The sequence below is a fragment of the Methylobacterium sp. 190mf genome (genome assembly GCF_900107945.1).
Lineage (GTDB): Bacteria > Pseudomonadota > Alphaproteobacteria > Rhizobiales > Beijerinckiaceae > Methylobacterium.
The window spans coordinates 44505-58638 of sequence record NZ_FNVI01000001.1; the positions used below are offsets into that span (position 1 = coordinate 44505).

Sequence of the window (14134 nt, forward strand, 5' to 3'; positions counted from 1 at the left end):
TCGCGGTCGCCGCCGAGAGGCACCGCCAAGAACCGCCTCCGGGGCTTCCAGCGCGCGCCCGCGCGGACAAGACCTGGAGGAAACCATGGCTGAGGACGCCGTCACCGGGATCCGCCTGCGGTCCGTCGCCCTGCCGCTGAGGACCCCGATCAGCGACGCCAAGGTGCTCACCGGCCGCCAGAAGCCGATGACCGAGATCGCGATCCTGTTCTGCGAGGTCGAGAGCCGGGAGGGCCATCGCGGCCTCGGAATCAGCTATTCCAAGCGCGCCGGCGGGCCGGGCCAGTTCGCCCATGCCCGCGAGATCGCTCCGGCGCTGCTCGGGGCGGATCCGAGCGACATCGCCAAGGCCTGGGACACGCTCGCCTGGGCCGGCGCCTCGGCCGGCCGCAGCGGCCTCGCCGTCCAGGCGATCGGCGCCTTCGACGTGGCCCTGTGGGACCTCAAGGCGCGGCGGGCCGGCCTGTCGCTCGCCAAACTCCTCGGGGCGCAGCGCGACTCGGTGCGCTGCTACAACACCTCGGGCGGCTTCCTGCACACGCCGCTGGAGGAGCTGCTCGTCAACACCGACCGCGCCCGGGCGAAGGGCATCGGCGGCATCAAGCTTAAGGTCGGCCAGCCGGACTGGGCCGAGGATATCCGCCGGGTCTCGCGGGTGCGCGAGCATCTGGGCGACGCCTTCCCGCTCATGGTCGACGCCAACCAGCAATGGGACCGGCCGACCGCGATGCGGATGGGCCGGACCTTCGAGCGCTTCAACCTGATCTGGATCGAGGAGCCCCTCGACTGCCTGGATGCCGCCGGGCACGCGGCCCTGGCCGCCGCCCTCGACACGCCGGTCGCCACCGGCGAGATGCTGACGAGCGTCGCCGAGCACTGGGACTTCATCCGCCAGGGCGGCGCCGACTTCCTGATGCCCGACGCGCCGCGGGTCGGCGGCATCACGCCCTTCCTCAAGGTGGCGGCGCTCGCCGAGTTCGCCGGGCTGACGATCGCGCCGCACTTCTCGATGGAGCTGCACATCCACCTCGCCGCCGCGCTGCAGCGGGAGCCCTGGGTCGAGCATTTCGAGTGGCTGGAGCCGCTGTTCAACGAGCGGCTGGAGCTGGAGGACGGCCGCATGCGCGTGCCGACCCGGCCGGGCCTCGGCCTCTCCCTGAGCGAGCAGGCGCTGGCCTGGACGCGCGAGACCGCCGGGTTCGGCAGCCTCGGCTGAGCGCACGGGGAGGGGACGCTCCGAGGCCGGCCGACCCGGATCGTCCGATCCTCCCCCCATCCCGCGGTGCGGCCGCGCGGCGGCCGCCTCGAAGGAGCTCTCCGCCGGGGCCGCGACGCGTCACCTCAGGACGAGGGTCGGACCTCGTCGTGCCGCGCTCCGCCCGAGCGGGCACAGCGAAGGCCCGTTCCGTCCCGACCACGCCGTCGGGCGGCCCACCGGGGCCGTGGACCGGAGCCGCCTGTACCAGTGTCCGCCGCCCGGAATCGGCCGCCGGTGCGCGCGCGACGATATCCTGACCTGGAAAATGACATAGGCCGCTTTTTCAAGGCGGTCAGCGAAGTAAAACCGTGACCTTGTCGCGGGGTGGCGTCCGCGATCGATTGCCGATACGCTGCGTTTCTGTCGTCGCGATCCTCTCATTTGAAAATTTACAAAGAACAGATCTGGAGTGACCGGTCCATGTCGTGTGTCGAAGGAGAAGGTCATCGCCGCGTCCCGGGCGGCACGCGCGCGGGGCCCGGCGCGACGCGGCCGGTCGCGCGTTCCGAGGCGGCGGGCAAGATCGTCAACCGCCACGGCGATCACGCCTGTCGCCTGCGGCTGACCGCCGGCGCCGCGCCGATGCTGACCCGATGAGTCCTCCCGGCCATCTGTCGCGCCGCGCGCTCCTGGCCGCCGCGGCGGCCGGGGCGCTCGTCCCGCGCGCCGCCGCCGCGCAGGCGGCCGCCCGCATCGCCGCCCTGGGCGGGGCCGTCACCGAGATCCTCTACCGCCTCGGCGCCGGCGGCCGGATCGTCGCGGTCGACACGACCAGCCTCTACCCGCCCGAGGCGCTGCGCGAGAAGCCGAGTGTCGGCTACCTGCGGGCGCTCTCGGCCGAGGGCCTTCTGGCGCAGCAGCCCGACCTGATCATCGCCGCCGAGGGGGCCGGGCCGCCGGCCGTCCTGGCGCAGCTGCGCGAGGCCGGGCTGCGCGTCGAGACGGTGACGGAGCCGCCGAATCCCGAGGGCGTGCTGGACAAGATCGAGACGGTCGGGCGCCTCGCCGGCCTGGAGCGCGAGGCCGAGGCGCTCGAGACCGAGGTCCGCGCGCGCTTCGCCGACCTCGCGACCCGGCGCGCCCGGATCGCCCGGGCGGCCCGGGCCCTCGTCGTCCTGTCGGTCCAGGGCGGCCGGACCGTCGTCGGCGGCACCGGCTCCTCGGCGGACGGCATCCTGGCCCTGGCGGGCATCGGCAACGCGGCCGCGGGCCTGGAAGGCTTCAAGCCGATGACCGACGAGGCCATCGTGGCCGCCGCCCCCGACGCGGTGGTGATGATGCAGAACGGGCCCGAGCCGCCGAAGCCCGAGAGCATCTTCTCCCCCGGCACGGCCCTCGGCCAGACGCCGGCGGCGGCGCGGGGGCGGCTGGTGGCCATGGACGGCCTCTACCTCCTCGGGTTCGGGCCGCGCACGCCCGAGGCCGCCACCGACCTGATGCGGGCGCTCTACCCGGACCTGCCGCGTGACTGAGCCGCGCGGCGGCGGGCGGGGCGCGTGAGCCGCCGCGCGGCGCCCTGGGTGCTGGGTGTCCTGGCGGCCCTGGTGCTCGCCGCCGCCCTGCTCTCGGTGAGCCTCGGGGCGATCCCCATCCCGCCGGACCGGGTCTTCGCGGTCCTGATCGGGGAGGGGAGCGATCCGGCCCGCGCCCGCGACGGGCTTGTGATCCTCTCGATCCGCCTGCCCCGCACCCTGCTCGGGCTGCTGGTCGGGGCCGGGCTGGCGGTCTCGGGGGCGCTGATGCAGGGGCTGTTCCGCAACCCCCTGGCCGATCCGGCGCTGGTCGGGGTCTCGTCGGGGGCGGGGCTCGCGGCCGCGGTGATCATCGTCCTGGGCGACCGGATCCTCGCCGGGCTGGGGCTTCCCGGGCCGCTGCCCTACGCCGCGCTGCCGGCCGGAGCCTTCCTCGGCGGCCTGTGCGCGACCCTCATCCTCTACGCCCTCGCCACCCGGTCCGGGCGCACCGCGGTGGCGACGATGCTGCTCGCGGGGATCGCGCTGGGGGCGCTGAGCGGCGCGCTGACCGGCCTGCTGACCTTCGTCAGCGACGACCGGCAACTGCGCGATCTCGCCTTCTGGTCCCTGGGCAGCCTCGGCGGGGCCACCTGGTCCAAGGTCGCGGCCTCGGCGCCGCTGATCCTGCCGGTGCTGGCCGCGGTCCCGCTCCTCGGCCGCGGCCTGAACGCCCTCGTCCTCGGCGAGGCCGAGGCGTTCCATCTCGGCGTCCCGGTGGAGCGGCTGAAGCGCGCCTGCATCGTGCTGGTGGCGGTCGCGGTGGGCGCCAGCGTGGCGGCGGCGGGGGTGATCGGCTTCGTCGGCCTCGTGGTGCCGCACGCCCTGCGGCTGCTGATCGGCCCGGGGCACCGGCTGCTGCTGCCGGCCTCGGCACTCCTCGGCGGCGCCTTCCTGGTCCTCGCCGACGTGGTGGCGCGCCGCGTCGCCGCGCCCGCCGAGCTGCCGATCGGGATCGTCACAGCGCTGGTCGGCGCGCCGGTCTTCCTGTGGCTGCTTCTCGGCCGGGTGCGACCGGACGATGTCTGACGATGTCTGACAATGTCTGATCCGGCCCTGCTCACGGCCCGCGACCTGACCGTCACGGTGGCGGGGCGCGACCTCGTGCGCGACGTCTCCCTGGCGGTGGCGGGCGGCACCCTGCAGGTGATCGTCGGCCCCAACGGGGCCGGCAAGTCGACCCTCGTCCGCCTGCTCAGCGGCGCCATGGGCCCGACCCGGGGCAGCGTCGCCTATGACGGTGCGCCCGTGGCGACGATCCCGCCCTGGCGCCTCGCCGCGACGCGGGCGGTGCTGCCGCAGGCGGCGCGCCTCGCCTTCCCGTTCGCGGCGGCCGAGGTCGCCCGGATCGGCCTCGACGGCATCGGCCGGGGCCTCGGGGCCCGCGACCGGGCGGCGATCCTGGCCCGGGCCCTCGCGCGGGCCGACGTGGCGCATCTCGCCGACCGGGCCTACCCGACCCTCTCGGGCGGGGAGCAGGCGCGGGTGCAGTTCGCCCGCGTGCTCTGCCAGCTGGAGGCCGGCCGCACGGTGGCGGACCGGCAGGTGCTGTTCCTCGACGAGCCGACCGCGAGCCTCGACCTCCGGCACCAGGGCGCGCTGCTCGACGCCGCCGCCGGGCTGGCGGCGACCGGCGTCGCCGTGGTGGCGATCCTCCACGACCTCAACCTCGCGGCCGCCTACGCCGACCGGCTGCTGGTGCTGGACGGGGGCCGGCTGGTCGCCAGCGGGCGGCCGGCCGAGGTCCTGACCGACGACCTCATCGCCGGGGTCTTCGGCGTCCGCTGGCCGGTCGGGCGGGTGCCGCCGGGCGGTCAGCCCTTCCTGCTACCGCACCGGGGCGCGCCCGGTCGGCGCGGCTAGCGATAGCGCGACGGGTGGTATTCCCGGTAGCTCAGGCCGATCACGGCCGCGAGCAGGCCGGCTCCCCGGCACAGCGTGTAGCCGCCGCCGATCAGGGTCGCCGGCCTGAGGGACAGGCCGGCGATCCCGAGCCGCAGAAGGCCGCCGCCGAGGCGCACGAAGCCGCGGCCCGCGTTGGCGAGCCGGCCGCCCACCGTTTCCGGGCGGAGCCGGCCGAGATAGGCCTCGACGCTGCCGCTGCGGTACCAGCGCGCCAGCAGCCAGCGCACCCGCATCCGGTGCGTCGGGATGCTGTCGTAGACCACGGCCGTCTCGGCCCAGGCGATCCGGTGCCCGGCGAGCATCAGGGCCCGGAAGAAGAACGTGTCCTCGCCGCCCATCGTGTTGAAGCGCATGTCGAAGGACAGGCCCAGCGCCCGGATCACCCGCAGGTCCAGGAGCGCGTTGGCGGTGTAGCCGTCCTCCACGTAGCCGTCGCGGACCGGCAGGCGCTTGGCGAAGAAGCCCCCGGCGGCCGCCCAGGCGGGCGGAACCCGGTCGAAGAACGGCACGACCGGCCCGACGCAGGCCGCGACGCCCGCGGCGAGGGCGGTCTCGAGCAGGTTGTGGAGCCAGTCGCGGTCGGGAAACTCGTCGTCGTCGATCAGAGCGACCCAGTCCGCGCCGGCCGCGGAGGCCTCAGCGAGGCTGCGGTTGCGGACCGCGGCGAGGCCGCGGGTCTCCTCCCGGGCGTAGGTGACGGGGAAGCGGCCGGTCGCCCGGTAGGCCTCCACCACCGGGACGGCGGCGCGGCTGCGCCCGTTGTCGATGATCAGGATGCGCAGGGCGGTCTCTGCGAGGCTGCCGAGCCGCTGCTGGTCCAGGGCCTTGAGCAGGCGCGCCAGCCCCACGGGCCGCTCGCAGGTGCAGATGCAGATGCACAGGCGCATCGTCTTACCTCTGTCCGATCGGGTGGGCGTGCGGCCGCGGCCGCAGGCGCTTGCCCGCCGCCGCCAGCAGCGTCGCGGCCAGGAACCGCCAGATCCGGGGATGCCGGAGCGCCAGGGTCGCGCCCGCGCGCCAGCGGCCGGCCTGGGCCGCCTCGATGACCTGGGCGATCAGCCGCGTCACCGCGAGGCCGTCGCGGTAGGCGCGGCTGCCGTGGCGGATCTCGGCGGAGCGCGACCGCGCCTCGGCGAGGCGGCCGTGCTCGGCCCGGGCCGCGAAGGCCGCGTCGAGGCGCGCGATGTCGGCCTGGCGCAGCCGGTGCGACAGGGAGGTGGGCCCGCGCCGGTAGCCGTAGCCCGCGTAGGTGGTGACCACGAACCGCGCCCCCGCCGCGAGGGCTTCCAGGCACAGCAGGAAATCTTCCCCGATCCGGACGCCCTCGTCGTACCGGATGCCGTGCCGGCGCAGAATCTCGGCGCGCATCATGGGCTTGAGGTAGCCGAGCTTGGTCACCCGGCTGAGCAGCTGGTTGCTGGCGATGTACTTGGCGAGGTCGATCTCGAACAGGTACGGCTCCCGGCCCCCCTCCAGCATGCCCGGCCCCTGCGGGTCGAACATGTCGGTGAACGGGATCGGGTTGTCGGCGACGATGTCGGCATCCGCCGCGAGCGCGAGATCGAGCAGGGTTCGGGTGCGGTCGGGCAGGATCAGGTCGTCGGCGTCGAGGATCGCGATCCACCGGCCCCGGGCGGCGTTCAGCGCCGCGTTCCGGGCGCTCGACGGGCCCCGGGGCGTGCCCGGTCCGGCATCGGCGAGAGGAATGACGCGAACCCGCGGATCGGCTTCCGCCAGGCGCGCCAGCACGGAGGCGGTCCCGTCCCGCGAGCCGTCATCGACCGCCACCACCTCCACGGCGACGCCGGTCTGGGCGAGGGCGGAACGGATGGCCGTCTCGATCCAGGGCGCCGCGTCGTGCGCGGCCATGATGAAGGAGACGTCCACGAAGGTGCCCCGAGCATCGGACAAGAGTTGATCCGCCATCGCGCTTCCTGGGCCGCCGGGCGCGGCCTCCGAGACCGCCCCCGACTTTGGCCGGAAGCGATCGGCGCGCACGACGCTCAAAGGGCGTAGGGCGGCCGCCATCCCCTCCCATTGCGGGGGATGGCCCCGACGGCCGGAACAGGTCAGTGCGTGTCGGGGGCTGTGTCGCCCGCGGGGCGGGAATTCCGGACGCTGAGGCCCTTCGCCAAAATCGTCCGGACGTGGGCGCGCAATTTTTGTTTTCTCTCCGCCGAGGCAGGAGAATCTTTTTTGAGGCTCGAATCGCCGGAGGCTGCCATGTCGAACGCCCCTGAGGCCCGTCACCGCGCGCCGCCATCGCCGAAGCGGCCGCAAGGGTGATCGGCGATACCTATAATGGATTATTTGGCTGGAATCTCGACATTATTGCAACGCAACCAACGAAAACAGTTTTGATGTTTGTTAAGGTTTATGTCTCCTACTGAGCATTGTCGGACGTGGGCGAACTACGTAGGTAGTATCCGAGGGCCCTCCCGAGGGCGGAAATCAGGGAGGAGATGAGTGCCCAGTCGCTTCTATTTCGACATCGAGAACGGCGAGGAGACGATCCGCGACGCGCAGGGCGTGGAAGCCGCGGACTTGGCCGAGGCGCTCGCGGAGGCCCGCAGCGTGATCGACGAAATGGCGGGTGAACTGGAGGTCGCGGGACCGGCCGGCGCGTGGACGCTCGTCGTGCGCGACGCCACCGGCGCGGAGGTCGGCCGGGTGCCGATCAAGGGCTGAGCCGGGGACGCGCGAGCGGATTACGGGCCGACCAGCGCGGAGGCGCCGACCCGCCGGCGCGGGGCCCGCAGCAGCCGGCGTGCGGGCCGCTCCAGGAGCCGCCACGACAGTTCGGCCAGCAGCAGCGTCAGCATCAGGTCGAGCGCCATGGAGACCGAGCGCGGTCCGGCGACGTCGAGGCCGACGAGGGCCAGCACCCGCTCCGCGTGGAGCGGCACGTGGAACAGGTAGGCGGCGTAGCTGATCACGCCGATCCGGCGCAGCCACGGGATCTCCAGGAGGGCGACCGCGCGGCCCTCTCGCGCCTCGACCACCTGCAGCAGCAGCAGCGCCGCCAGGACGCCGCTGAGGCGGCCGAGAACGAGCCACCAGCCGGTCGGCGCGATCAGGAGCGGCAGGGCCACGAACAGGGCCAGCACGCCGGCCAGGGCGGCGTCGCGGGCGAGCCAGGCCGGGAGCGGCCGGGTGCGCAGGCCGGCGAGGCCGCCCAGCGCGATCAGTCCGACATTGGCCAGGGTGTCGACGTCGAAGCACCGCGGCGCAGCGCCCGCCCGCCACAGGGCACCGTGCGCCAGGACGCTGATCCCGACCAGGAGCCAGCACAGCGTGCCGAGGTGGCGCCGCGGCAGGAACAGGGCCGCCGGCGCGAACAGCAGGTAGAATTGCTGCTCGACCGCGAGGCTCCAGAGATGGCCGAGCTCGGTGCCCCAGCCGTTCAGCTCGATGTAGATGTTGGTGACGTAGAACCACGTCGCGAGCTTGAACGCGTCGTTGCCGAGACTGGCCGGGTCGCCGGTCCGGACCGTGTAGAGCACGAACAGGAAGACGTAGTAGACCGGCACGATCCGGGCGACGCGATTCCGGTAGAACAGCCCGAGGCTGCCGAGCGGGGTCGACGCGCCCGCCTCCACGGCCGTGCGGGCCGCGGCGAGGATCCGGACGATCAGGAAGCCGCTCAGGACGAAGAACAGCCACACGCCGGCCGTGCCGAGGGCCTCGGTCCTCGGGCTCGGCGCCTTGTGGCTGACGAAGACCATCAGGAACGCCAGGGCCCGCAGGCCGTCGAACCCGTTGATGCGGCGCTCTGAAGGGGCCACGGCGCGTCCTGTCCGGTGATCGACCGCGCCGCGCCGGGGCAGAACGCGCCCGCGCGGCCGGGTCCGGCCGGGAGGGCCGGGCAGCCCGGTTTAGACCGGCCCCCGCGCGGGGGCCCTTACCTCGATCGGCGGACGGGACCTCCCCGAAAGCGGTCCCGCCGCCCGGTAGGGCCGTCAGCGGCGGCGGATGAGCAGGACGACGAGGCCGACGGCGACGGCCGCCCCGGCCTGGGCGGCCAGCAGCGCGAGCAGGAACCCCTTCGGTAGAACAACCGCGAAACCGATCGCTCCTCCAATCAGTGCAGCGAACACCAGCACGACCAGCAACGCCTTACCTCCATTGATGGATCGGCGGCCGTCTTGTTGCCGAACCGGTCGTGGGCCCAGTGTTGTCGCAAGGGTTCCGCCTGCGATCGACGCCCCTTCGGACCGGCCGAGCGCCGCCGAAGCCGGCTGCGGCGAGGCTGGCCGAACCGGCCGGCTGCGCACGTCGCTCCGCAAGTTCCGATCCCGTCTCACCCCGAGTCAAGGAGCCGACATGTTGCGCCCGGCTGGGACCCCGACGCCGATCGAGTCGTCGACGCCGCAGGATATGGTCGAGACGCTGAACGAGGCGTTGGTCAAGACATTGCCGGCCCCGCGGCAGGCCGGCCCCGGCCTCCGGGCGAGCTGGGCGATGAAGCGCGTCCTCGACGCGACGATCGCGCTGACGGCGCTCTTCCTGCTTCTGCCCCTGCTGCTGTTCATCGCCCTGCTGATCTGGGGCAGCGACGGCCGGTCGCCGATCTTCCGACACAAGCGCCTCGGCCGGCACGGGCGCCCCTTCGGATGCCTGAAGTTCCGGTCCATGGTCGCGGACGGCGACGCGGTGCTGGCGCGGCATTTCGCCGAGAATCCCGATGCTCGGGCGGAGTGGGAGGCGTCCTTCAAGCTCACCCACGATCCCCGCGTCACGGCGCTGGGCCATGTCCTGCGCAAGACGTCCCTCGACGAGCTGCCGCAGCTCTGGAACGTGCTGCGCGGCGAGATGAGCCTCGTGGGGCCGCGGCCGATCGTCCAGGCCGAGGTCGTGCGCTACGGCGCCGACTTCACCGCCTGCTTCTCCGTTCCGCCGGGCCTGACCGGCCTCTGGCAGGTCTCCGGGCGCAGCGACACGGGCTACGCCGAGCGCGTCGCCCTCGATTGCGCCTATGCCAGCCAGTGGAGCCTCCGCCGCGACCTCGCCATCCTGCTCAAGACGGTTCCGGCCGTGCTGAGCCAGCGCGGCAGCCGCTAGGGCCATGACCGGGCGGCCGCGCCGCGCCCGCCGCGCCCGCCGCGGAGCGCGCCGATGAAGGGCATGATGCTCAACGCCCTGCTGGGCGTGATGCTGGGCCGCTTCGGCTCCGTCTGGCGGCTGCTGGTCTTCGTCCCGATCGTCGCGGCCGAGGTCGGCTACGGCCTCCTCGTCTACAACCTGAGCGCCGGCGCGTGCCTGCGGCGCGGGACGGCGCTGCTGGTCTGCGGGCAACTGGCCTTCCTGCTCGGCGCCCTGCTGCGGCCCATCGCCAACGAGCGGTGAGCCGTCCGGGCCCGGTGCGGCCCGGCGCGGCGAACCGGACACGTCAGGCCGGATCCTCCTCGGCGGCCGGCGCCTGAAGGCAGAGCCGCCAGAACTCCACGAAGCCGGCGGCGTACGCGGCGATGACGAGGCTCGACCAATGCATCGCGTGGCTCCGGGCGCGTTCGAGGGCCCAGCCTGCCGCGGAGACGTTAAGATTTAGTCCGGCCCGGTGTCGGTTCCGGTGTCCGGAGCCCGGTTCCGGTGTCCGGAGTCCGGTGCGGTGTCATGTGTGGTCCGATGCCCGGGGCGGTCGCCGGTGCGGCGTCCGCCCGACGGTGCGGCTAGCGGCAGACGATCGATTCCTTGAAGCCGCACGGATCGCCCATCCGGGTGAACGCGACCCGCTCGAACAGCGCGGTGACCGGCTGTCCCGAATACTCCGTCGGTCCGAGCCACGACGCGAAGTCCGGGCCCTGTCCCGACCAGACGCTGAGCATGATCTTGCTCGGATGGGAGGGAAGCGGCCGGTCGGGCGTGCCGACGACCTCGCGCAGCAGGCGTCCGTTGACGTACCAGCGCAGGCGGTCGGGCAGCCACTCGAAGGCGTAGTCCGCGGTGGTGGTCGCGGCGTCGAAGCCGAGGGCGTCGAGGCTGACGTGCTCGCCGACGCCGCCGACGAAGTAGTTGAGCTGGACCTTGCTCGTGTCCTTGCCGAGCCACTCGAAATCGATCTCGTCGTTCGTCCGCCGGTCGCCGTTGTCGGGGCCGTTATAGGTGAAGAACGCCGAGACCATGCCGGACCCGGTGCCCGCCCGCATCCGGACCTCGTAGGTGCCGTAGCCGTAGCGCTCGCGGGTCTGGATCTCGGCGCAGCTGAAGGGGCGCTCCTTGTAGGTGATGTCCGTCAGGGACAGCGAGAGTTCGCCGGGCGTCGCGATCCGGGCGCGGTGCTTCGACCACGTGCAGCCCTGCCAGTCGCCGTTGACCCAGCCGTCCGAGACGTACCAGCGGCGTTCGTTCAGGGTGCTGAACAGCTCCACGAAGGATGCGCCGCCCTGGGCAGCCTGGGCCGCGGCGGGAGAGGCGGGAGAGGCGGCCTGGGCCGCGGCCGGCGGCGCGGCGGTCTCGCCCGCGCTCGCGGGATAGGCCTGCAGGAGAAGCGTCGCCGCCACGCAGAGGCGGCGGCCCGGGCCGGACCAGATCGTCATGCGCACGTCCTCAAACCAGTCGCCGCAGGATCGCGGCGGCGCGCATCGTAGCGGCGGGGGCGGCTCCGGCCGGGGATCATTCGGACGATCCGGCCCGGGGCCGGCCCACTCCTTTCGGACGATCTCGCGCGCCGCGCCGGGATCGCCCTACCGTGCCGGCGGACCGGCCGCGGTGCGGACCGGCCGGAGAGTCGCGGAGTCGTCCGGTGCGCAGCTTAGAGGCCTCGTCCCCCGTCCCGGAGGTCTGCGTCATCATCGCGGCCCGGGACGCCGCGGACACGATCGCGACCGCCGTCGCCTCGGCGCTCCGGCAGCCGGAGGTCGCCGAGGTCATCGTCGTGGACGACGCCTCCGCGGACCCGACCGGCGCGGCCGCCGCGGCGGCCGACGACGGTACCGGCCGCCTGCGGATTATCCGGCTCACCGAGAATGTCGGACCCGCCGAGGCCCGGAACCGCGCCATCGCGGCCGCCCGCGCCCCGCTGCTCTGCATCCTCGACGCCGACGACTACTTCCTCGAGGGCCGGCTCGGCCGGCTCCTCTCCGCGCCCCGGACCTGGGATCTGATCGCCGACGACATCGTCATGGTCCGCGGCCGCGAGGCGGCCTCCGCCGCCGGCCTCGTCACCGGACCGGGGCGGCCGCAGCGGCTCACCCTCGCGGCCTTCGTGACCGGCAACATCCCCCGTCCCGGCGCGAGCCGGCGCGAGCTCGGCTTCCTGAAGCCGATCATGCGGCGGGGTTTCCTGGACCGGCAGGGGCTGCGCTACGACGCGCGCCTGCGGCTCGGGGAGGATTACGCCCTCTACGTCGAGGCGCTGGCGGCCGGGGCGGTGTTCGCCGTGACCGCGCCCTGCGGCTACGTCGCGGTCGAGCGGTCGAACTCGCTGAGCGCGCAGCACCGGACGGACGACCTCGGGGCGATGCTGGCCTTCGACGACGCCATGCTGGGCCGGCCGGGTCTCGCCCCGGAGGCGCGGGTGGCCCTCCGGGCCCACCGCGCCGCCACGGCGCGGCGCTGGCAGCACCGGCGCGTCCTCGACCGGCGGCGCGCCCAGGGCTACGCGGCGGCCCTGCGGGAGCTGCTCGGCACGCCCCTGGCGTGGCGCCACATCCTGTCGGTGACCCTGGCGGACAAGCTCGCGCGCCTCGTGCCCGCGTCCGTGCCGGAGCGGGAGACCGGTCCGCGCCTGCTCCTCGGACCGGAGCGCCGCCTCGAGCCGGCGCGCTGAGCCGGCGCCGGGCCGGGCCGACAGCGGCGCGTCAGCGCTCCTCCCTGCGCGCCCGCACGGCCGCCACGTCGGACCGGACCTCGTCCAGCGCGCTGCGGACCCGCTCCAGGGCCGTCGAGACCGTCGCGTCCAGGTCCGGATCGACGGCGTCCGGCGCCGTGCCGTGACGGAAGCCGTCCAGCAGGTAGGGCATCATCTTGCCGTGGAGCGCCGTGTAGGCACCGGGACTGGACAACTCGTAGACGACCGCGAGAGCGTGATAGGCTCGGACGAGAACCTCGAGCGCGACATCCGCGCTGCGCGCCCCCCGATCGCAATCATCGTTGCCCATCATCGTGCTTGATAATTTATTGCTGCCCCGTCCGCCGGGTAACATGCCCACTTAAGACTGTCGACGTCGGGAGCCATTGCAATCTTCGATCCCCTATGGCGCGGGGCCGTTTATCCGCGCGCCATGGCTCGACTGCAACAGTCGCTGAATAGCGGGGGGCAATTCAAGGTCTCGTCTAGCCACGGAGCTGCCGCGTCGGCCGGATCATTGTGGCGATCTTGGTCTCGACCTCGACCAAAACGCTGTTCACAAGGTGAAGGGCGCCGTCAACTGTACCGGTTGTCAGGCTCTCGTCGCGGCTCGTCTCCTGGATGATGCGGAAATTGTCCTCGACGAACGCGCGGATCTTCTGCTGGACGTCGACGAACTCTCCCGGATGGGCCGTCTCGTAGAGGAGCGCCAGGGCCAGGTAGGCGCGCCCCACCATGTCCAGCGCCAGGGTCGTGCTGACCTCAGAATGTCCGGCGTCCGGGGGCGACACGACGACTGAATTTCCTGTCGGATGTTAGTTATTTACACTATCACGGACTTTATTCGGCGCCAACCGCGCCGATGATCGGTGATGTGGATTCTGCATTGATTCCCGTCGACCGTGGGCCGGTCCTCGGCGGGGCGGTCGGTGCCCGGTCGGAGCGCCGACACGACGCGCGCGGGCGCCGCGCCTGCCAGCAATCCTCGCCACAGTGATCAACGGACCGCCGGCAGGCCGGTCCGGGTAAGCCGGGCTCGGGTTGGTGAGACGCATCCCGTCGCGTGCGGCGCGGGCTCCGTGACCGTCCCGGGCCGATCGCGCGCGGCGTTAACGGCCGGCGGTGGCCCGGCGCTCGGCGCGGTCTTGGCCCGGCGCCAGATCCTGCGCGATCCGCAGCTTGAGCGCGAGGATCCGGTTGTGTCGCGCCATCGCGAGGAGCGACTCGGCGGTCCCGACATCGCCGCGCATCCGCAGCGCGTGGGCGGCCAGCGCCATCTGGGCAGCCATCGCGTCCGCCTGGCGGGCGGCGTGCGGGACGTTCTGGGAGAGGGGCATTCCGGATGGCCACGGTTCGAGGGCTCAGCCGATCCTCCGGACGATCCGTTAACGATATCTTAATGGCCGCACCCCCGCGCCGTCCGAGCGGCGCGGGCCGTCACTTCCGGATGGGCAGGCGGCCGACCAGCCAGCCCTCCTCGTTGCGCACGAGGAGGGTCCAGGGCGGCTCCCGGCCGTTTCCCGTAATCTCGTCGGCCATCTCGGCGATCACGCTACGCGCCTCGATCAGGGCTTCCTCGAGGCCAGCGGCCTCGACCCCCACGTGGTCGTGGATCGTCTCCTCGGCATTTGCGATCTCGAAGTAGAAACGCGCCGCCAACAGGGTTCTCCT

Annotated in this window: 18 protein-coding genes; 9 read left to right on the plus strand and 9 right to left on the minus strand. The window is 73.0% G+C overall.

Annotation, left to right across the window (positions count from 1 at the left end):
• Nucleotides 1–85: 85 nt before the first annotated feature.
• The 5 genes from C4T42_RS00215 (at nt 86) to C4T42_RS00230 (ending at nt 4632) form a co-directional block, all read left to right on the plus strand.
• Nucleotides 86–1216 (plus strand): mandelate racemase/muconate lactonizing enzyme family protein, encoded by a 1131-nt coding sequence (locus C4T42_RS00215; protein ID WP_020091212.1) that lies wholly within the window; start codon nt 86–88, stop codon nt 1214–1216.
• 366 nt (nt 1217–1582) lie between these two features.
• A complete protein-coding gene (locus C4T42_RS31400; protein ID WP_139307663.1) occupies nt 1583–1855 on the plus strand; it encodes a hypothetical protein in 273 nt (90 codons plus the stop codon).
• A complete protein-coding gene (locus C4T42_RS00220; protein ID WP_103984545.1) occupies nt 1852–2730 on the plus strand; it encodes an ABC transporter substrate-binding protein in 879 nt (292 codons plus the stop codon). Before C4T42_RS31400 ends, C4T42_RS00220 begins: the two co-directional genes overlap by 4 nt.
• Nucleotides 2731–2754: 24 nt before the next feature.
• A complete protein-coding gene (locus tag C4T42_RS00225) occupies nt 2755–3798 on the plus strand; it encodes an iron ABC transporter permease (protein ID WP_103984546.1) in 1044 nt (347 codons plus the stop codon).
• A 12-nt stretch (nt 3799–3810) separates the two neighbouring features.
• Nucleotides 3811–4632 carry a heme ABC transporter ATP-binding protein gene (locus C4T42_RS00230; RefSeq protein WP_103984547.1) on the plus strand — a complete coding sequence of 274 codons (822 nt, stop codon included), beginning with the start codon at nt 3811–3813 and terminating at the stop codon, nt 4630–4632.
• On the opposite strand, the gene C4T42_RS00235 is transcribed toward C4T42_RS00230, so the two are convergent.
• Entirely contained in the window at nt 4629–5561 is a 933-nt protein-coding gene (locus tag C4T42_RS00235; protein ID WP_091675696.1) for a glycosyltransferase, read from the minus strand. The genes C4T42_RS00230 and C4T42_RS00235 overlap by 4 nt on opposite strands.
• A 4-nt stretch (nt 5562–5565) precedes the next feature.
• Complete coding sequence (locus C4T42_RS00240) at nt 5566–6585, minus strand: glycosyltransferase (RefSeq protein WP_234081757.1); 1020 nt, start codon at nt 6583–6585, stop codon at nt 5566–5568.
• 555 nt (nt 6586–7140) lie between these two features.
• Here C4T42_RS00240 and C4T42_RS00245 point away from each other — a divergent pair.
• A complete protein-coding gene (locus tag C4T42_RS00245) occupies nt 7141–7362 on the plus strand; it encodes a hypothetical protein (protein WP_020091205.1) in 222 nt (73 codons plus the stop codon).
• A 20-nt stretch (nt 7363–7382) separates the two neighbouring features.
• Here C4T42_RS00245 and C4T42_RS00250 read toward each other — a convergent pair whose 3' ends face one another.
• Both C4T42_RS00250 and C4T42_RS31805 read right to left on the minus strand, forming a co-directional pair.
• Nucleotides 7383–8459, minus strand: a complete 1077-nt coding sequence (locus C4T42_RS00250; protein WP_020091204.1) for an acyltransferase — start codon at nt 8457–8459, stop codon at nt 7383–7385.
• A gap of 174 nt (nt 8460–8633) precedes the next feature.
• Nucleotides 8634–8786, minus strand: coding sequence for a hypothetical protein (locus tag C4T42_RS31805; RefSeq protein ID WP_020091203.1), 153 nt, complete (start codon nt 8784–8786; stop codon nt 8634–8636).
• Nucleotides 8787–8997: 211 nt separating this feature from the next.
• Here C4T42_RS31805 and C4T42_RS00255 point away from each other — a divergent pair, with 211 nt between their 5' ends.
• Together C4T42_RS00255 and C4T42_RS00260 are read left to right on the plus strand one after the other, a co-directional pair.
• Entirely contained in the window at nt 8998–9735 is a 738-nt protein-coding gene (locus C4T42_RS00255) for a sugar transferase (protein WP_020091202.1), read from the plus strand.
• Nucleotides 9736–9789: 54 nt separating this feature from the next.
• Nucleotides 9790–10020 (plus strand): hypothetical protein, encoded by a 231-nt coding sequence (locus tag C4T42_RS00260; protein WP_020091201.1) that lies wholly within the window; start codon nt 9790–9792, stop codon nt 10018–10020.
• 323 nt (nt 10021–10343) lie between these two features.
• Here the strand turns inward: C4T42_RS00260 and C4T42_RS00265 are convergent, their stop codons facing one another.
• Nucleotides 10344–11210: a glycoside hydrolase family 16 protein gene (locus C4T42_RS00265; protein WP_020091200.1), complete on the minus strand. Its 867-nt coding sequence runs from the start codon at nt 11208–11210 to the stop codon at nt 10344–10346.
• A gap of 206 nt (nt 11211–11416) precedes the next feature.
• Here C4T42_RS00265 and C4T42_RS00270 point away from each other — a divergent pair, with 206 nt between their 5' ends.
• Nucleotides 11417–12442, plus strand: coding sequence for a glycosyltransferase (locus C4T42_RS00270; RefSeq protein ID WP_020091199.1), 1026 nt, complete (start codon nt 11417–11419; stop codon nt 12440–12442).
• 31 nt (nt 12443–12473) lie between these two features.
• Here C4T42_RS00270 and C4T42_RS00275 read toward each other — a convergent pair whose 3' ends face one another.
• From C4T42_RS00275 to C4T42_RS00290, 4 genes are all read right to left on the minus strand, one after another.
• A complete protein-coding gene (locus C4T42_RS00275; RefSeq protein ID WP_234081760.1) occupies nt 12474–12776 on the minus strand; it encodes a hypothetical protein in 303 nt (100 codons plus the stop codon).
• 172 nt (nt 12777–12948) lie between these two features.
• A complete protein-coding gene (locus C4T42_RS00280) occupies nt 12949–13254 on the minus strand; it encodes a hypothetical protein (RefSeq protein WP_020091197.1) in 306 nt (101 codons plus the stop codon).
• A 318-nt stretch (nt 13255–13572) separates the two neighbouring features.
• Nucleotides 13573–13800, minus strand: coding sequence for a hypothetical protein (locus tag C4T42_RS00285; RefSeq protein WP_020091196.1), 228 nt, complete (start codon nt 13798–13800; stop codon nt 13573–13575).
• 100 nt (nt 13801–13900) lie between these two features.
• On the minus strand, nt 13901–14122 hold the full coding sequence (locus tag C4T42_RS00290) for a hypothetical protein (RefSeq protein WP_020091195.1): 222 nt from the start codon (nt 14120–14122) through the stop codon (nt 13901–13903).
• Between the last annotated feature and the right edge of the window lie 12 nt (nt 14123–14134).